The following is a 19,573-nucleotide window of genomic DNA, read 5'->3' as shown; positions in this document are numbered from 1 at the left end:
CAGATTCTTTACAGAATTATTCCCTTAAATTGTAGCATAATATGAAGATACTAATCATAGAAGACGAAGTACCCCTACTCCAGACCATTGAGGAATTCCTCAAATCTGAGAATTACCTCATCGAGTCTGCAATGGATTACCATTCGGCACTGGATAAAGTAATGAATTACCAATATGATTGCATCTTATTGGACATTATGCTTCCCGGTGGCAGTGGTTTGGATATCTTAAAAAAGCTAAAATCTGAACATAAAAAACAGCCAGTCATCATTCTATCAGCAAAAGATTCTGTTGAAGACAAAGTGCTTGGACTCGAAATAGGCGCCGATGATTACCTGGCAAAACCATTTCATTTAGCAGAACTTTTAGCAAGGGTAAAATCAATTATAAGAAGAAATGCTCAGGATGGTGAACAATTTATAAAATATAAAAATGTCACCCTTAATCCGGATAGTAGACAAGTTTCAGTTGATGGAAATAACATTTCTTTAAATAGGAAAGAATTTGATTTGTTCTACTATTTTATGCTTCGACCAAATAAATTAATGGAAAAAACGACTTTAGTCGAATCAGTATGGGGTGACAACTCCGATCAAGCAGATAACCTTGATTTTATCTATTCACAAATAAAAAATATTCGTAAAAAACTTAAAGAGGCAAAGGCCGACATGGACATACAGGCAGTTTATGGAGTGGGATACAAACTTATATAATGGCTGTTTCAATTAAATATTATACCAATAGATTTCTTGCTATCACCATCTTAATCATTATGGCGGTATGGGCATCTTTATTTTATGCCTTCTTAATGGATGAAGTCTATGATAATATCGATGACGGTCTTAAAAATCAAAAATTAGAGATTATACGCGAAGCTTATAATAATCCTGAAATTATTGAATCTAATAAAGATTATGGCTTTAATAATTTCAAAATCCTTCCTTCTAAACCTCAAGAAGACATAGACAAAAATCATTTCAGCCGTGAATTGATGTACATGCCTTATGATGATGAAGACGAACCCTACCGAATACTAAAAACAGGATTCTATTCTAAGGATAGAGTGGCCTATACCCTGCTCATTCGCACTTCTACTGTAGAAGAAGACGATTATTTAATAAATCTTGCCATCGCATTAGTCGTGCTATATTTAGTGATTGTTCTAAGTATTTTGACCATCAATTATTTTGGTATGAGCAGAGGTTGGAAACCTTTTCAACTAATCCTGCAAAACTTAAGTAACTATAGGTTTGGACATACTAAAAGCTTTGAACCTATTCCAACCAAGGTTAAGGAATTTCAAGAACTCAATCAACAGATCAATAAAATGATCAACAGTAATGAAGCTGTATTTCAAGAACAAAAACGTTTCCTTGAAAATGCTTCACATGAATTACAGACACCGCTTGCCATTACGATAGGAAAGTTAGACTTAGTCCTTCAAGAAGGAAATCTTCCTGAGGATCAAACTATAAAAATAGCCGAAGCAAAACAATCCTTACATAGGATGGTCGCCCTCAACAAATCATTATTGATGCTTTCCCGAATTGAAAACAATCAATATACCCACACTGAACCTGTCAGCTTCAACGAAATTATTTTACAAAAACTGGCAGAGCTGGAAGACATTGTGCAATTCAAAGAAATTGATGTAAAAGTTGTTCAAAATGGCATCTATCTATCCCAATTTAATGCAGAATTAGCTCAAATCCTCATATCTAACCTCCTGAGGAACGCAATCAAATACAATAAGGAAAATGGATCTATTCACATTGAAATTTCTGAAAATGAAATCGATATATCAAATGGCAGTCATGCTGGGGCATTAAATCCTGAATATATTTTTCAACGTTTCCATAAGGAAAATCAGGATAGCCAATCAAATGGCTTAGGATTATCTATTGTCCAAACGATTCTAGAAAAATTCCCAAACAATATAATTCAGTACGAATACCGAAATAATGAACAGCATTTCAAAATAAAAAAATTGAAATAATTTCCCTTTTCACAATTATTCCCAATTCTTTCCAGATTTGACATCGAAATTTGATTCAACAAAGAATTAAACATCATGAAAAATCTAATAAAAGCAGCTTTGGTTTTATTGATCGCAGGATCTTCTTTCCAAGCAAATGCTCAAGACAAAATTATTGAAGTAAACAATCTTCCTAAAAATGCTCAAAACTTTATAAGTTCTCATTATGGAGCTGATAATGTATCATTAACAAAATCAGAAAAAGAATTATTCTCTTCTATTGAATATAAGGTTGTTTTAGCAAGCGGAACAGAAATTGAATTTGACAATAATGGCAACTGGACGGAAGTTGATGCTAAATCGAAAGCCGTACCTCATGAAATCGTTCCAGCTAAAATAAAAACATATGTTCAAAAAAGCTTCCCAAACAACAATATCGTGCAGATCAATAAATCTTCTAAAGGATATGAAATAGAGCTTACAAACGGTATTGAAGTAAAGTTCAATAAAAATGCAGATTTTATTAAAATCGACGACTAACAAGCAAAACACTTACATTAAATAATTATATCTAAAACAATAAAAATGAAAAAGTTATTATTAGCAATTACCTTATTATTTTCTATCGCAACTTTAACCATGTCATGTGACAAAGAATCGGTTATCGACCAAAATGGTCTACCAACTACCGCGACTCAATTCTTAAACCAAAATTTCAAAGGCATCAAAGTATTATCTGTCGTTGAAGAAAAAGAAGGTTTATCAGGAAAAGAATATGATGTTCTTTTAGACAACGGTATCAAAGTGAAATTTGACAAAAACGGTGATTGGTTGGACATTGAAGCACAAAACGATAGCGCTAGCATTCCAGACACCTTAGTCCCTACTTCTATCCTATCATACGTAAAAGAAAAATACCCTAATGCAGGTATTAACAGCCTTGAAAAAGAAAGACATGGTTACGATGTTGAATTAACTAACGGCTTAGACCTTGTATTCGATACTAACGGAAATTTCGTTAGAATAGATAGCTAAGGAGTATTTAGTAGTTAGTAGTTAGTAGTTAGTATTTAGATGCCTGTATAACTTAATAAAGTTTGTTAGGGGCATATATTTAAACAAAAAATCAGGGATAAACCCTGATTTTTGTTTTTTTATTGAATATGGAATGCAGTAGTCAATCAATAGTCGAAATGATGTGCAAGAACCCGGTCCCTGAGCCGCCGGCCTGAACCGGTCCCTGAGCCGCTGGCCTGAACCCGGTCCCTGAGTTTATCGAAGGGCGGGTTCAGGCCGAAGCCGAAATATAGTGCAAGAACAGATCCCTGAACCGTCGGCCTGAACCCGGTCCCTGAGTTTATCGAAGGGCAGGTTCAGGTCGAAGCCGAAATATAGTGCAAGAACAGATCTCTGAGCCGCTGGCCTAAACCCGGTCCCTGAGTTTATCGAAGGGCGGGTTCAGGCCGAAGCCGAAATATAGTGCAAGAACAGGTCCCTGAGTCGGGTAGGTTTTATCGTAGGGCGGGCAAAAGTTATTTTCATTAACCACCAACCAATTCTCATCTTAAACTTGGACTTGTCCTTCGACAAGCTCAGGAACCGTCCAGGTTTAATCCATTAACGATTAACCAATTCTTGTCATTAACTACCAACTAATTCTCATCTTAAACCTGGACTTGTCCTTCGACAAGCTCAGGAACCGTCCAGGTTCATCTATATTAAACATCAACCAATTCTTGTCATTAACTATCAACTAATTCTCATCTTAATCCTGGACTTGTCCTTCGACAGGCCTTCAGCTAATTCAGGCCAACGGCTCAGGAACCGTCCAGGTTCAACTCTTTTATTCCCTAACCAATTCTCATCGCAATCCTACAGGCCATTAGCTAGTTCACCTTAAGCTAGTTCTTTAAGAACTTTCCAAATACCAGCTCTCCAATAAAAAATTTAAAATCATTTAACTTAAAATTCACCTTTGAATTCATAATTTCATTCCTATGGCACAAGGATTTATGTATATACTCAAATGTTCTGATAATAGCTATTATACAGGTAGTACCATCAATCTAGAAAAAAGGTTAAATGAACATTTTGAAGGCATGGGTCCAAACTATACCAAATCCCGTCGTCCAGTATTTTTAGCTTATTATGAAATATTTGATAAGATCAAAGATGCCGCAAGAAGAGAAAAACAGATTAAAGGATGGTCAAGGGCTAAAAAAGAACTGCTAATAAAAGGACTGCTTGATGAATTAATAATTATATCAAATTCCAAAAAAAAGCTCTAACCGATAAATAGATGAACAATCTTCATAAAAAAACAGGCCATAGAGTTTAATCATGGCCTGTTTATTTTCCAATTTTAATATCCTATTGGCTTAAATAACTCGTCTTAACAGTAATATTAGCCGTTTTCTTTCTAGAAGTAACATTAAATGCCCCACCGTAGGAATATTCTTCATTTTCATTCTGACCCGTGATTTGAAAAATCCCCAAATCTGCTTTCACTAAATCTCCCAATGAAGATCCTGCCTCTTTAGCAATATTCTCGGCTCTAACCCTTGCGTTTTGAGATGCCTCGGAAATCAATTTCAATTTTAGATCCTCTAGTCCGGAAAAGTAATAATTAGGAAGGTTGGAACTCAACTCCACTCCCTGCGAAATTAAAGTTGATATCTCCCTCGATGCATTCGCTACTTTATCCAAATCCTTAGATTCTATCGATACATTCTGTGATAGGCTATATCCTGTAAAGGTGTTATAGCTATTTCCGTTTGGATCAGTATGATACGAAAAATCACGGTTGATGTTCACCGCATTGAAAAGAATTTCCTTATCCGCAATCCCCTGACGAACTAAAAAGTCCTTCACCAAATCTCGGTCTCTTTTCAATTGTTCTGATGCCTCACTCAAATCCATCGATTTTCTACTAAACGAAGCTGACCATTTCACAATATCCGATTCAAAATTGGTCATCGCATTACCCGTAACATTAATGGTGTTCGAATTCTTATATTTATACTTATAGGCATTTCCAAAAACCATCGCAAAGACGATGGCAGCAATCCCTGCAATAACCGCAATAATAATCCCTGTATTTCTCATTTCAATCTCTTTATAAGATTTATAATAAAATTGTTATCTGCTAAACTAACCGAAGTTAGCAAATTTTGGGTATTATTGGTATTCCAAACTACAAATTATATGAAACATAAATTTGGCTTATTATTCCTCGGTTTAAGTGCAATTTCCCTATCCTACGCACAAAAAAAACCGATAGACCACAGTGTCTATGATTCCTGGAAGAGCATCGCAAAACCAGAAATCAGCAAATCCGGAAATCTAATTTATTATAGCATTACTCCGCAGGAAGGTGATGGTACTTCAATCTTAAAAAATAGCAATAATCAAAGTTTGCTTCAGATTCCTCGTGGAGCGGATTTGACTTTAACCGATAATGAAAAAGTCATAGTCGGATTAATAAAAGCACCTTTCCAAGAGGTGAGACAGGCAAAAATCAAAAAGAAAAAACCTGATGAAATGCCAAAAGACTCACTTTTTGTCTTTAATATCGCTAAAAATCAAAATAGCAAGTTTGCACAGGTAAAATCCTATAAAATTGCCCGAAAGGGAAATGATTATATTGCATTTCTTAACGAAATGACACTTCCGAGCAAACAGGATACTACAAAATCCAAAGCCTCCAACAAAAAAGAAAAACCAACCCCAACATTAACTGTCCTGAATTTAACAACTGGCGACACAAGTAACATTATTAAAGCAGACAGCTATGATTGGAGCGACGATGGAAAATACCTTGTTTACACTATAAAAGGACCTGAAAAAGATAGTTTGAACGAATCCGGATTGTTTATTATGGATTTGGCTAATAAGTCCAAGAAGAAAATCAGTAATGGCAAAGGAAATTACAAAAACTTCAAATTTGATGATGCGAACAAACAACTAAGTTTTGTGGCAGATAAAACGCCTGAAAAATCATTGCTTAAGGAGTTCAAACTTTACCACTATACGCCTGGTCAAGACTCGGCAATAATCCTCGCTGATAAAAATAGTCAAGGTATCCCGAATAATTGGTCTGTTTCTGGCGATGGAAACTTAACATTCAGCAAATCTGGGAAAAGACTTTTCTTTGGCCTTGCACCTATCCCAAGAGTGAAAGACACCACTTTAGTCGAATTCGAACATGCAAAAGTTGATATCTGGCATTGGCAAGATGACTATTTACAACCCATGCAACTGGTTAATCTTAAGCGAGATCAATCTCGAAACTACACCGCGATGATTAATCTTCAGGGAAATAGAAATATTCGACCACTTTCTGATGAAACATTCAACAGAATCTCTTTAACAGGCGACGCTGACAATGAATGGGCGATGGCAACCTCAGATAAAGGATATAGAATCGAATCACAATGGGAAGGAGGTATACGGTCGGATATATATGCTGTATCCACGCTTACAGGTAACAACAAATTGGTGACCAAATCCAACTCCGGATATGCATCCCTTGCTCCTAATGGGGATTATATCGTTTACTTTAACAGAAGCAATGGAAACTGGTATAGCTACCATATTTCATCCGAATCAACTAAACAGCTGAACGAAGGAATTCAGGTTAGCTTTGTGGATGAGGAAAATGATGTGCCTGCAGCACCTGGTCCTTACGGTATAGCCGGTTGGTCCAAAGACGGTAAATTTATTTACTTAAATGACCGATTTGACGTTTGGAAAATAAGCCTTGATGCAAAATCAAAAATCAATTTGACAAATGGATTGGGTAGAAAAAATCAAATGGTTTATCGGATTGAAAATTTGTATAAAAATGATGACCCTAGATTAAACTACACAGAGATTGATCCTTCAAATACTATTTATCTAAGCGGCTTCAACAAAATCGATAAGAATCAAGGTCTATATAAAATCAATAAAAACGACATTAGTAAACTTTGGTCTGGCGCACATACCTATAAAATGATTAGCGCTGATGATAAATTGGACAAGATCATTTATACGAAAGAGGATTATCAAAATTCTCCTGATTTATATGTATTGTTAAATTTCAAAAATGAAACCAGACTATCTGATATTAATCCTCAGCAAGCAAACTATAATTGGGGAACAGCAGAATTGGTACATTGGACCACTCCTAAAGGTTTTAAATCGGAAGGTATATTATATAAACCAGAAGATTTTGATCCCAACAAGAAATATCCAATTATAGCTTATTTTTACGAAACGCTCTCAGATGGCTTATATACCTATCAACCTCCTGCTCCTACCCCTTCACGTTTAAACATCCCTTACTTTGTAAGCAATGGATATCTCGTGTTTGCTCCTGATATTCGTTATGAAACAGGTTATCCTGGTAAATCTGCTGAAGAATTTATTAATTCTGGAATGCACTATTTAGCTAGAAATAATGAATGGGTAGATTCTACAAAAATGGGAATTCAAGGACAGAGTTGGGGTGGATATCAAGTGGCTCATTTAATTACCCGTACAAATATGTACGCCGCTGCTTGGGCAGGGGCTCCTGTAGTAAATATGACTTCTGCATACGGTGGTATTCGCTGGGGAACAGGAATGTCAAGACAGTTCCAATATGAAAACACGCAAAGCCGTATCGGCAAACCCCTATGGGAAGCGCGTGATCTTTATATCGAGAATTCTCCTTTATTCTTTATGGATAAGGTCAATACACCAGTTGCTATCATGCACAACGACAACGACGGTGCAGTGCCATGGTATCAAGGTATTGAATTCTTTACAGCATTGAGACGCTTAAATAAGCCGGTTTGGTTATTAAACTACAACGGTGATGACCATAATTTAATTCAAAGACAGAACAGAAAGGATATACAAATTCGCGAAGCGCAATTTTTTGATCATTATCTAAAAGGCAAACCTGCCGCAAATTGGATTAAAAAAGGTGTCAAAGCAACCGAAAAAGGTATAGATTGGGGACTTGAAGTAGACTAATTTTACAAAAACCAATTAAAATAGCTGGTGATCTTTAAAAATCACCAGCTATTTTTGTTTAAAAACAGGAAATTTTCTGATTTTTTATATTTTTTTTCAAAAAAAATATCCAACTAACCTGTTTTTACTATATTTTTGATAAAAATTAAGAACAAATACTTAAGCAATCAACAAAAACTTAAAAATATCAAATAATAACAGCATGTTAAATTCCAGACTTTCAGCAGTTGAAGCTGCCTCTAAACACATGTTCAACGAAACAACAGAGGTAAATTCCGAGCGCGCTATTCACATCTTCAATAAAAATGTGTTCAGCATCTCAAAAATGAGAGATTACCTTCCAAAACCTACTTTCGTAGAATTAAAGTCAGCAATTGACGAAGGAAGACAAATCAGCAGAGAATTAGCAGACTTCATTGCACAGGCAATGAAAACTTGGGCATTGGAAAATGGCGCAACGCACTATACGCACTGGTTTCAACCATTAACTGGATCGACAGCTGAAAAACACGATGCTTTCTTCGAGCCAGACAGCGACGGTAGCGCTATTGAAAAATTCAATGCTGATGCGCTTGTTCAACAAGAACCTGACGCCTCCTCTTTCCCAAATGGCGGTATCCGTAATACCTTCGAAGCTCGTGGATATACAGCTTGGGATCCTTCATCCCCTGCTTTCATCTTCGAAACTGGAGCCGGTAAAACTTTATGTATCCCTACCGTATTCGTTTCTTATACCGGTGAATCATTGGATTATAAAGCTCCTTTACTTAAAGCAATTGCTTCAATCGACAAAGCAGCTACTGATGTTGCTCAATATTTCGACAAAGCCGTTACTAAAGTAAACGCCTCTTTAGGTATTGAACAAGAATATTTCTTAGTTGACCTTGCATTATATAACGCTCGTCCAGATCTACAATTAACTGGAAGAACATTATTCGGTCACATGTCCGCTAAAGGACAACAATTGGAAGATCATTACTTCGGAGCTATTCCTGAACGTGTTCTTGCTTATATGGTTGACCTTGAAAATGAAGCCCTTAAATTAGGTATTCCATTGAAAACTCGTCATAACGAGGTTGCACCTTCTCAATTTGAATGTGCTCCAATGTTTGAAGAGATCAACTTAGCAATCGACCATAACCAATTGCTAATGAACGTTATGGAACAAGTAGCAATCCGCCATAACTTCAAAGTGTTATTGCATGAAAAACCTTATAGTGGTGTAAATGGTTCTGGTAAACATAATAACTGGTCATTAATCACAAACACAGGTGTAAACTTATTGTCCCCTGGAAAAACTCCTAAGAACAATTTAATGTTCTTGACTTTCTTCGTTAATACGATTAAAGCAGTTTTCGAACATGCTGACTTATTGAGAGCATCCATCGCTAGTCATTCAAACGATCACCGTTTAGGTGCTAACGAAGCTCCACCAGCAATTATTTCCATCTTCTTAGGTTCTCAATTAGACGAAATCCTTGAAGAAGTTGAATCTGCTCGCGTTGCTAAAAAAGTAAAGGCAGATGCTAATTTATGGCATGGTATCCCTAAAATTCCTGATTTGAAATTGGATAACACAGACCGTAACCGTACTTCGCCTTTTGCCTTCACTGGTAATAAATTTGAATTCCGCGCTGTTGGTTCTTCTGCAAACTCAGCACTGCCAATGACCATTTTGAACTCGATCGTTGCTACTCAATTGATCGAATTCAAAATCGAAGTTGACAAACAAATTAAAAAAGGAACGAAAAAAGATTTAGCAATCCTAAACGTTGTTCGTAAATATATCAAAGATTCAAAAGCAATCCGTTTTGAAGGTAATGGTTATAGCGAAGAATGGGAAATCGAAGCTGCAAACAGAGGTCTATCAAACATTAAATCTACACCTAAAGCACTTGATGTTTATGTGAAGCCTGAATCTTTAGAGTTATTCGAAACTTTAGGCATCTTCTCTAGACGCGAATCAGAAGCTAGACACGAAATTCTTTTGGAGAACTTCTTCAAAAAACTTCAAATCGAAGCTCGTGTTATCGGTGATGTTGTGACTAGCCAGATCGCTCCTGCATGTTTAATCTATCAAAATCAATTAATCGAAAACGTTAGAGGATTAAAAGATCTTGGTTTAAACAAAGAAGCATACAGTTCTCAATTAAATTATGTAGAGCGTATCTCAAAACATGTCAATATTATCTTGGAAAAAGCTGAAGAAATGCGTCAAGCACGTAAGAAAGCTAATACCATTGAAGATACCCGTGATAAAGCTATAGCATATGACGAAGTTGTAAAACCTTTCTTTGATGAAATTCGCTACCATGTGAACAAATTGGAGAAAATCGTTGATGATGCGAAATGGCCATTACCAAAATTACGTGAGTTATTATTCATTCACTAAGAAAATAAACAACAAATTAAAATAGATGGCGGTACTTTTAGTACTGCCATTTTTTTTTTGCCTTCCCATCTTATTGTCCACTTTCTTTTTGTCCAATTAGGGTTTTGGCCTAGTCACAGTCGTGTTTTGGTCGTGTCTAATCCGCACCTTGCGAGGACATTGTCCACAGCTCGTCCGCTTGTGAGCGGACGAGCTCCGAATGAGTTTTGGACAAGCTGTGGACGAGACACGAGCAAAACACGAGCAAAACACAAACGAAACTTGAAGAAAACAAAAATTTCAAATGGATTTTTAAGATCAAGAGTTTTAGGGCGGGATTTTTAAAATAAAAAGGGGACTTTTCCCTAGTCCCCTTAAATAGATGCTATTATTTTCTAATAACTCTAACTAACAGCTTCAAAGATGCTAATAACGAAACTTTTAAAAGTATACATATTACGTTTTAGCATACCAGAATTACGGTTTTTTATCTGATAGTCTATTTCCTCTTTTTAAATATTGCTTGCATCGTTTGAGTATCTAATGCATTCATATCTAATAATTTTAATTCCTTGACCATTTTCAATGTATTGGATTTATAATATTGGAAATGTGGAGTCTTGAGATGATCTTCATAAGCCTTCTGATTAGCATAGATTTCGAGGATTTTAATTTTAAAATCCTCTGATTTCATTTCCATTGGGAAGATACAAACTACCCCATCCTCATTCTCAACAGATTCCTTAGCTTCAAAAATTAAAATCTCCTTGTATTCTTCCCAATATTCAGGATAGATTTCCAACTCTGCTATACGGACTAATTGTTTATTCATTCCTTTTGAATCAATTTCTTCTAATCCTTGGGAAAAAGCAGGAATGTAGCTTAAAAAAAGAACGAAAAGTATAATCGACTTTAATATTTTCATGTTTTTCAATTAAGTACCTATTTAAAAGATTAAGGTAGTAAATTATCCATCTCAATAAAAATTAGGATAATCAGGCTTAATTGTTTATTTGCTGGGCTTGTTGTCCAACAGCTCTTTCACCTACAATTTTGATCTTATCAATGCTAGCAGTTAATTCTCGCAATTCTTCAGGCTTGAATTCATAAGATGCTGAGTCAAAGTTTTCTTGCAGATGAGCCCATTTCGTAGTTCCTGGAATTGGAACGATAAATTTCTTTTGCGCCAAGATCCAGGCCAATGCTACCTGTGCGACAGTAAGTCCACGCATATCACCAAAATCCTTTAAAGTATCAATTAAGGGCCAATTCGCAATGATAGCATCCTTTTGATATCGAGGTAATGCTGGACGGTTATCATTGCTGGCATTGTATTTTGTCCTTTCATTGATGTAACCTGTAATCAATCCACGGCTTAATGGGCTGTATGGAACAAAACCGATTCCCAATTCCTCGCAAACTGGTATAACAGTCTGTTCAGGTTGTCTTGTGACGAGTGAATATTCACTTTGCAAAGCGGTTACCTGCTGAACAGCATGAGCTTTTCGAATATTCTCGGCACTTGCTTCGCTTAACCCAAAGTTGCGAACCTTACCGGCTTGAATCAATTCTTTTACTGTACCAGCAACATCTTCCATTGGAACATTTGGGTCAACTCGATGTTGATATAGAAGATCAATATAATCTGTCCTTAAGCGTTTTAAGGATTGATCTACTACCCTTTTGATGGTTTCTGGTTTGCTGTCAAGGCCTTTGGAAGGCATCCCATCAACAAATCCAAATTTTGTTGCAATCAGAATCTCTTTACGGATGGGTTGCAATGCTTCTCCAACTAATTCCTCATTGGAATGAGGACCATATGCTTCGGCAGTATCAAATAAGTTCAAACCTAGATCAGCAGCATTACGGATTAAATTAATGCTCATCTGACGATCAGGAACGAAGCTCCTATGGTAACTCATTCCCATACAGCCGAGGCCAATTGCGGCAACCTCCAATTGATGTTTTCCCGGACCTAAAATCCGTTTTTCTGATTTAAGGTCTATTAATTTTTCATCATATTCCTTCATGATTGAGTCTTTAGCTTGTAAAACATTGGAGCTGATAAGACCCAAACCAGCCAAAGCTCCAATTTTAAGAAATTCTCTGCGGTTGTTTGTACTCATATTCGCTTATTTTTTAGTTTATTTCACTTTTATTAACCACTCTTTTAAGGACTTATCAACTTTCATCTTTCTTTTACCTTCAATTGCCAATTTAATGCCATCTCGTTCAATTCCACCTTTTGTACTAAAGACTTCCAATATTTTGGCACCTTTAGCATAGATCTTTAGGTCTTCAAGACAACTTCCTAAGCCATATCCAGCATTACTATTGAAAGGAACAATTACTTTTCCTTTCCAATCATAATTATTGAGAAAGCTTTTCATCGGTGGGGGTAATTGCATTCCCCAAGTTGGAAAGCCTAAATAGATTCTATCATATTGGCTTAAGTCAATTTTAGTCTTAATGGGTGGCAAATAATTTCTATTATTTTCCGAGGCGACTTGCTCCACTATCTGTTTATAATCAGTGGGATACGGATTAAGAGTCTCCAATGCGATCAAATCTCCGCCCACGACCTCATGAATCATCTCTGCTAATACTTTTGTATTATTTGTTCGTGAAAGATATACAACTGCGATACGTTCAGCATTAATTTCTTCATTTTCAGTTGGACTCTCAATTATTTTTGGATCGGATTTACAAGCAAAAACCTGTGATCCTGTAATGAATAATAGAATAAATAGGTGTAGTATCTTTTTCATTTCCTTCATATTACAATTCAAAGTTCAAAAGAATAAACAAATATAACGGTATATGGATTACCGAAATAAGTACCATTATTACTGATAATGAGTTGATTTCTTTCGATTTCGATATTTTCCTTGGTTTAGCGAAATGAAAGTGTGATTTTTATGGAAAAGGAAAAGCGATGAAATTACATAGTATCGATACGGGATTTTTCAAATTGGATGGTGGTGCCATGTTTGGGGTTGTACCTAAAAGTATTTGGCAAAGAACCAATCCAGCAGATGAACGTAATTTATGTACTTGGGCAACACGCTTGATGCTCATTGAAGATGGTAAAAGGCTGACGATTGTGGATACTGGAATCGGAGATAAACAAGACGAAAAGTTCTTTAGCCATTATTATATGCACGGAGATGACACCTTGGATAAATCCCTGAACAAGCTGGGATTTCATCGCGACGATATAACGGATGTGGTATTGACCCACCTTCATTTTGATCATTGTGGCGGAGCTATTATACGAGAAGGAGAAAAACTCTTACCGGCATTCAAAAATGCACGTTATTGGTCCAACAAAGAGCATTGGGAATGGGCAGTTAATCCCAATCCTAGAGAAAAAGCGTCTTTTTTAAAAGAAAATATCCTTCCTATTCAAGAAAGTGGGCAATTGAATTTTATTGATATTCAACAACCGCAGTATGATACAGAAATCAAAATGCGTTTTGCCTATGGGCATACCGAAGCGATGATGCTGCCTCAAATACAATATGAAGGAAAGACGATTCTTTATATGGCAGATTTACTACCTTCCGTCGGTCATATCCCGATTGCCTACGTGATGGGATACGATGTAAGGCCATTAGTAACCATGCAAGAGAGGCAGGATTATTGGTCTGAGATCGTTGACAATGAATACATTATGTTTTTAGAACACGATTCTGTACATGAATGTGCAACATTACAGTATACTGAAAAAGGAATTCGATTAAAGGATACTTTTAAACTAAGCGATATTTAAGCCGTAACTCAATGTCTGTAGACCTTAAAAAGAGATTTGACCGTATTGTAGAGATTCTAATTCAATTGCAGTCCAAAAGAGTCGTTAAAGCGCAGGAATTGGCAGATCGATTTGATGTGAGCCTGAGGACAATTTATAGGGATATAAAGAGTCTTGAACAGGCAGGAGTGCCTCTAATTGGTGAGGCCGGCATGGGTTATAGCATTATGGATGGTTATCGATTGCCACCGATATCTTTTAGTAAGGAGGAAGCACTATGCTTTGTAGCAGCAGAAAAATTGGCGGAGAAATACCTGGATAAGGCAAGTGCTGCACAGTATGCTTCAGCATTGATGAAAATCAAAGCTATTCTTAAGGGGAATGACCAGGATATGGTAACGAATATGCAGGAGCAGATTATCATGCGAAAGCAGAATACGCAGATTTTTCCAGAGCAGGTTCCGCATGTATTAAGTTCGGCGATAGAATCCATTGCCAATAAAAAGCAGATTAAAATTATATATCAAGGTGTCAAGGATGATGAGCCTCAACATCGAACGATTGAACCAATAGGCATAGTTCATGAAATAGGATTCTGGTACATTGTAGCATACTGCCTAGAAAGAAATGATTTTAGGCAATTTCGCAGTGACCGCATCAATCACATAGAAACTACAGAAAACGGATATAGCAAAAGGCATATTTCCATTGAGGAATATTTGAAATGCATGAAGACACCAGAAATGCCTAAAATAAAAACTGTTATTCTGGTTGATCGAGAGTTTGCTCCCTTTGTTCGATGGCAGCGTACGCATTACGGCTTTAAATCAGAAAGAAAGGTTGGCGATAAATTTGAAATGACCTTTGAGAACAGAGATATTGAGCATGAATTCCCACGTTGGTTAATGATGTTTGGGGACTGCATTAAAATAGAAGAGCCTGAAGAGCTTAAGCATAGCTTTAAAAAACTCTTTCAGGCCATTCAAAACAACATAAAATAGTAAGTCTTACGCTCCCTGGTAAGGATATGGATGCTTCCATGGAGCTCTATAATTTCTTTTCAGTCTTGCGGTAGCTTCATCGTCATCTACACAGACTTTCTTTTCCGGATCGTAAATCACTGACCTATCCAATTCCATTGAGATATTTGCCAATATACAGCATGCGGTAGAAATATGTCCTTGTAGAACATCTGCAACCGGTAAATGACCATTATCTATAGCTGAAAGTAAGTTTTTCATCTGTCCACGAGTTGCAGGAGCCGCATTAAGTTCAATTCTTGGTTCTTTTAGGTCTTCAGGGAATTCCTCTTTTTCATAAACCACATCTTTAACGATCTTCTCTCCCTTTGTTGGAATAAATTCCCATTTCATGGTACTTCCTTTTAAGGTTCCTTTATCACCATAGATTACAAATGCCCAAGGAAATTCGGGATCTGCTGGAGTTCCCCAGGTACGGTGGGTCCAGATACAATTCAGGTCATCGTATTCAAAGACTGCAGTTTGAGTATCAGCAATATTCGACTTGGCTTGTTTCTGCACATAGATACCTCCGGATGCAGAGATTTTCTTTGGCCAGCCCAAATCCAACATCCAACGAACCGTATCGAACATATGCACACACATATCACCGGTAATCCCATTTCCATATTCCATAAATGCACGCCACCAGCCACCATGCGGCAGACCATCATAAGGTCTTAAGGGTGCTGGTCCCGTCCACATTTCATAATCCAAGAATACGGGAACAGGTTCTTCAGGAGGGTTTGCATTGCTCTTCATGTGATAGTAGCAACACATTTCTACATGAGAAATCTTACCTAAAAGACCTTTCCCAATAATATTGTCCTTTGCATCGATCATGTGTGGGGTACTTCTCCTTTGAGTTCCAATCTGAACCTTTCGGTTGTGCTTACGAGCAGCAGCAACCACCGCCTCCCCTTCCAGTACATCGACAGAAACAGGTTTTTGAAGGTACACATGTGCCCCCGATTCAATTGCAGCAATAGCAATCAATGCATGCCAATGATCAGGAGTACCAACCAAAACAACATCCAGCTTGTGATCCTTCAATAATTTACGATAATCTGAATATTTTTGAGGCTCTTTACCTGATTTCTGCGTTTGTGAAATCAATGTTGCAGCTTCATTTAAATGGTTTTGATCGACATCACATACGGCAACCACTTCAGCATCACTAACCTGTAATAATCTGAACAAATCGCTTTTACCATACCATCCAGCCCCTATTAGGGCCACTTTCCTAGCTTTCAATATTTCAGCAGCAAATCCGGCTCGCTGCAATGCAGCAAGGGATAACAAAGCGCCAGAACCAATAATAAACTGTCTACGGTTGAGGTTGATGTTTTTCATGCAAATGATTGGGTTTAAAAAGGTTTATACCTTTAAGATAAGGAATATTTTTTGATAATTAGGAATTGCTTCAGGATTAAGTGCAAACAGATTCCATAAATTATTAAAGTAAAAGCCCAATCCCCTGGGAAAGGATCAGGCTTTATAACTAAACTAACCACTTGTTATAAGTGCTTGCACTAAACAAGATCTTTAAGGAGAATCACGTGGATTCTCTTCTGTATAATGATATGCTCTAACAAATTTTTCGAGCAATTTTAACATCATATTTTAATGTAAAACAGGATTTGACCTTCGATTTAAACTAAATAGAACCGATGCATGAACATTTAATTATTGATTAAGGTCATAGGGCAAACAAAATGTTTTTCAAAAGCATTGCTTATAGGGAGATTACCTCCATAATCCCCCATCTAAGCAACACGGAATTAATAACAATAAACGATAATCTTAAGGTTTACTTAATATTTTACAGGTTGATTATTCGTTTATACCTGATTATCAGAATAATTTAAAAACAACTTATAAAGACAAGGAAAACCAAACACAGCATTTTTAAAATGTAATTTATAAGTATTTTTATTAATTAATAAATAATCATTGTTCAAATATAGAAAAATAAAATATATAGTTTTGTAACATGTATGTACATTTTCAAATAAAATTTAAAAAAAAAAGATTAGAGCCTTGGCGGGTGCTACAAACGATAAAAAACCCGGTTTCTGGGCAGAAACCGGGTTTAAAATTACACCTAATTAAACACTCACTAAGTCCTTGACTTAATAAGACCTTTTGAAATCAAATCGAATCGATTTTTTAAGATTTCAATATTATTGCCTGGAACGGCTCAATTTTGCTAATAATGTTTTGTTACCTGTCTTCAGATCCATACTATATAAGTTCCAATTGTCCTTGTTTAATTCTTCCAATCTGAAACTGTTTTTAGGATCAACCAGCATTTTCTTAATCCAGCTTGGGAAAGCATTTGCTGCCCGCGCATTTTCCCAGGTACGTATTACCTTAAATATTTCATTTTTTTGAGGGCAGCTTTCCACATCTTTCTGGTTCAATTTCAAACTATAGGTTGCCCCAGTGCCGACGGCCATGGCTTGGATGTGCTCATATTCTTCAACTTTGGAATCCTTAGTAATTGGAAAATTACCTCCCATCCCCACAGGGAAGAAATTGGCAACACAAACATCTCGTAAATCCTTACCTTGACTTGTAGTACTTCCCCATTCACGAGTTTGTGCATCGTAAAGATTCTTTCCCCCACCTACGTTCCAAATACTTTGGTAATGCCAAGAACCTTCGGATAATGTTGCTCCGGTAAATCGGATATCATCAATGCCCAATTGCTTAGCGCGGGCAAACATCTTTCCGAAGAAACGTTTTGTGGAATAATACCCATGTCCATTATTGAACAGAAATTCCTGACCATCAAAATCATAATAGCCCATATTATTGATGTGTGCCACATCTGCATAATATTCCGCAATCTTATCCTGCAATGCCATGTTTGGAATCAATCCATCATAACCATAATTTATAGTAACCTGTAATTTATAGATCGTATCATTTGCCTGATGATCTGTGGCCTTTGTTTTCCAATATCCACGAGTTACATTCAATAATCTATAGGGTTTGGTATCACTAACACCTAAATAATGGATCAGTTCCTTTCCTATTTTAACCATATTTAAGCTTTTCACATGACCTTCCCAACTACCGATTTCCTGAAGGTGGGTAGGATCATCAACATAGATTAAAGTATCCTCTGCCGATATGTTCTTCGTTAAAAGCCTTTTTTGTTGGTACCATAAACTATCGCTTGGAATTGGGCTTGCATCTTTCGTTCCCGGGGCTAATGCATTGGTTATTGGAGTTCTTCCAATGGTCAAATTATGTTTCATTGCCAAAGCTCCATATTCCTTATGGGATAGATTTCCTGAAGTAAGTTTCAAAGGTTTTTTGTTGAAGTCCTTTCCATCAATATAGCCTTCATTGCCACGGTCAGCTCTTAAGAATCCCTGATCATACAAGCTGATGGCTTTAAACCCTAATTGAGAAGCATATTCAATCATCTTATCATATTGCCCTCCTTCGGTCAGTACATCCGGAACATATGCCGTTGGATCCTTTACCCATTTCCCATTTACAGTTGGGTATGGCAATCCTTCTTTTAAAACTACATCCTGAATAACATCCATTAATGCGGTACTGTCCGGACTCCCCCATAATGCGACTGAAGAACCAACATAATCCACACGTGGCAATGCTTCAACCATCAAGTGATTGGGAACGTTTGAAGCCATATTTGGAATCAATGAGAAGTAAACTTCCCTTTCTTTTCGGCGATCTCTCGATTGGTAAGAAATTGAAATTCTTCCATTACGGTCAACCTCTGCAGCATTTCCATACAGAATTCTATAATAAGGTTCTTTATGAGCATAAAATGCAACATCCGAGATACCATTTCCACCTAAGGTAAAGACCTGCCCTTCATGTAGGCTTACCGGCAAGGGAAACCTATCTGGATCGGGACTATGGATAATGTATTGAAATGGGGCTGCATCCCCTTGGATATCAGCAGTTCCACCGATGGTATTGTCATTTAATGCCAGCATCCCGATAGAATAATTGATTGCCTGACTGGTATCCCTCGCTACACCAATGATCTCCCCCATCAAATTATTGATATTGGTATGGTAAGATCCCCATTGGACGGCTTCGATTTCATTTGAATTGGTTAATGAAAGGAGTTTGAATTTAAAATATTTTGGGGTCTCATCAATTCTAATTCTAGCATTAGATCCATTATCAAAGTTGACCGTCATAATTTTTTCAGAAGGCGAATAATTTGCTTTCTGTGGGAAGTAAAAAAGCTTTTTCTTGCTGTTGTATAAGGTCAGGATCGGTGATGGTTTGTCCGTTGGACTAAACTCCCGATATGGCTTTTTTGTAATATTCTGCATACTATTGATATAGCCATTCGCATCAATATGGATTTGAAAATACTTTGTTTTTAAGGTAGTTTGACTGAATCCAGACAGACCTGAAAAAACAAGAAGTAATAGAATTATATAGGTTTTGTTGTTCATCAT

At 36.7% G+C, this 19,573-nt stretch carries 15 protein-coding genes; 9 read left to right on the top strand and 6 right to left on the bottom strand.

The window, feature by feature from the left end; genetic code table 11:
• The first annotated feature begins 41 nt into the window (after nucleotides 1–41).
• The 5 genes from E0Y80_RS12460 (at nucleotide 42) to E0Y80_RS12440 (ending at nucleotide 4,263) form a co-directional block, all read left to right on the top strand.
• Nucleotides 42–713, top strand: coding sequence for a response regulator transcription factor (locus tag E0Y80_RS12460; protein ID WP_156308003.1), 672 nt, complete (start codon nucleotides 42–44; stop codon nucleotides 711–713).
• Nucleotides 713–1,996 (top strand): sensor histidine kinase, encoded by a 1,284-nt coding sequence (locus E0Y80_RS12455; RefSeq protein WP_156308002.1) that lies wholly within the window; start codon nucleotides 713–715, stop codon nucleotides 1,994–1,996. The genes E0Y80_RS12460 and E0Y80_RS12455 overlap by 1 nt, the downstream gene beginning before the upstream one ends.
• Nucleotides 1,997–2,071: 75 nt before the next feature.
• Nucleotides 2,072–2,515: a PepSY-like domain-containing protein gene (locus E0Y80_RS12450; RefSeq protein ID WP_156308001.1), complete on the top strand. Its 444-nt coding sequence runs from the start codon at nucleotides 2,072–2,074 to the stop codon at nucleotides 2,513–2,515.
• A 45-nt stretch (nucleotides 2,516–2,560) separates the two neighbouring features.
• Nucleotides 2,561–3,010 (top strand): PepSY-like domain-containing protein, encoded by a 450-nt coding sequence (locus tag E0Y80_RS12445; RefSeq protein ID WP_156308000.1) that lies wholly within the window; start codon nucleotides 2,561–2,563, stop codon nucleotides 3,008–3,010.
• A gap of 962 nt (nucleotides 3,011–3,972) precedes the next feature.
• On the top strand, nucleotides 3,973–4,263 hold the full coding sequence (locus E0Y80_RS12440; RefSeq protein ID WP_197091584.1) for a GIY-YIG nuclease family protein: 291 nt from the start codon (nucleotides 3,973–3,975) through the stop codon (nucleotides 4,261–4,263).
• Nucleotides 4,264–4,345: 82 nt separating this feature from the next.
• Here E0Y80_RS12440 and E0Y80_RS12435 read toward each other — a convergent pair whose 3' ends face one another.
• Nucleotides 4,346–5,080, bottom strand: coding sequence for an SIMPL domain-containing protein (locus E0Y80_RS12435; RefSeq protein ID WP_156307999.1), 735 nt, complete (start codon nucleotides 5,078–5,080; stop codon nucleotides 4,346–4,348).
• Between the two features lie 99 nt (nucleotides 5,081–5,179).
• Here E0Y80_RS12435 and E0Y80_RS12430 point away from each other — a divergent pair, with 99 nt between their 5' ends.
• Together E0Y80_RS12430 and E0Y80_RS12425 are read left to right on the top strand one after the other, a co-directional pair.
• A complete protein-coding gene (locus tag E0Y80_RS12430) occupies nucleotides 5,180–7,975 on the top strand; it encodes a S9 family peptidase (RefSeq protein ID WP_156307998.1) in 2,796 nt (931 codons plus the stop codon).
• 202 nt (nucleotides 7,976–8,177) lie between these two features.
• A complete protein-coding gene (locus tag E0Y80_RS12425; protein WP_156307997.1) occupies nucleotides 8,178–10,367 on the top strand; it encodes a glutamine synthetase III family protein in 2,190 nt (729 codons plus the stop codon).
• A 478-nt stretch (nucleotides 10,368–10,845) separates the two neighbouring features.
• Here the strand turns inward: E0Y80_RS12425 and E0Y80_RS12420 are convergent, their stop codons facing one another.
• The 3 genes from E0Y80_RS12420 to E0Y80_RS12410 form a co-directional block, all read right to left on the bottom strand.
• Nucleotides 10,846–11,271 (bottom strand): putative quinol monooxygenase, encoded by a 426-nt coding sequence (locus E0Y80_RS12420; protein WP_231596040.1) that lies wholly within the window; start codon nucleotides 11,269–11,271, stop codon nucleotides 10,846–10,848.
• A 76-nt stretch (nucleotides 11,272–11,347) separates the two neighbouring features.
• Complete coding sequence (locus tag E0Y80_RS12415; RefSeq protein ID WP_156307996.1) at nucleotides 11,348–12,472, bottom strand: aldo/keto reductase; 1,125 nt, start codon at nucleotides 12,470–12,472, stop codon at nucleotides 11,348–11,350.
• Between the two features lie 18 nt (nucleotides 12,473–12,490).
• Nucleotides 12,491–13,114 carry a flavodoxin gene (locus tag E0Y80_RS12410; protein ID WP_197091583.1) on the bottom strand — a complete coding sequence of 208 codons (624 nt, stop codon included), beginning with the start codon at nucleotides 13,112–13,114 and terminating at the stop codon, nucleotides 12,491–12,493.
• Nucleotides 13,115–13,281: 167 nt separating this feature from the next.
• Here E0Y80_RS12410 and E0Y80_RS12405 point away from each other — a divergent pair, with 167 nt between their 5' ends.
• Together E0Y80_RS12405 and E0Y80_RS12400 are read left to right on the top strand one after the other, a co-directional pair.
• Nucleotides 13,282–14,118: an MBL fold metallo-hydrolase gene (locus tag E0Y80_RS12405; RefSeq protein WP_156307994.1), complete on the top strand. Its 837-nt coding sequence runs from the start codon at nucleotides 13,282–13,284 to the stop codon at nucleotides 14,116–14,118.
• Nucleotides 14,119–14,129: 11 nt separating this feature from the next.
• Nucleotides 14,130–15,098 carry a helix-turn-helix transcriptional regulator gene (locus tag E0Y80_RS12400; protein WP_156307993.1) on the top strand — a complete coding sequence of 323 codons (969 nt, stop codon included), beginning with the start codon at nucleotides 14,130–14,132 and terminating at the stop codon, nucleotides 15,096–15,098.
• Nucleotides 15,099–15,104: 6 nt separating this feature from the next.
• On the opposite strand, the gene E0Y80_RS12395 is transcribed toward E0Y80_RS12400, so the two are convergent.
• Nucleotides 15,105–16,469, bottom strand: coding sequence for a Gfo/Idh/MocA family protein (locus E0Y80_RS12395; RefSeq protein WP_156307992.1), 1,365 nt, complete (start codon nucleotides 16,467–16,469; stop codon nucleotides 15,105–15,107).
• A gap of 830 nt (nucleotides 16,470–17,299) precedes the next feature.
• Nucleotides 17,300–19,573 (bottom strand): hypothetical protein, encoded by a 2,274-nt coding sequence (locus E0Y80_RS12390; protein WP_156307991.1) that lies wholly within the window; start codon nucleotides 19,571–19,573, stop codon nucleotides 17,300–17,302.

The sequence above is a fragment of the Sphingobacterium endophyticum genome, from assembly GCF_009733535.1.
In the GTDB taxonomy this organism is placed as follows: domain Bacteria; phylum Bacteroidota; class Bacteroidia; order Sphingobacteriales; family Sphingobacteriaceae; genus Sphingobacterium; species Sphingobacterium endophyticum.
The sequence above is the reverse complement of the archived record's forward strand: the minus strand, read 5'-3'. Positions and strand labels throughout refer to the sequence as shown.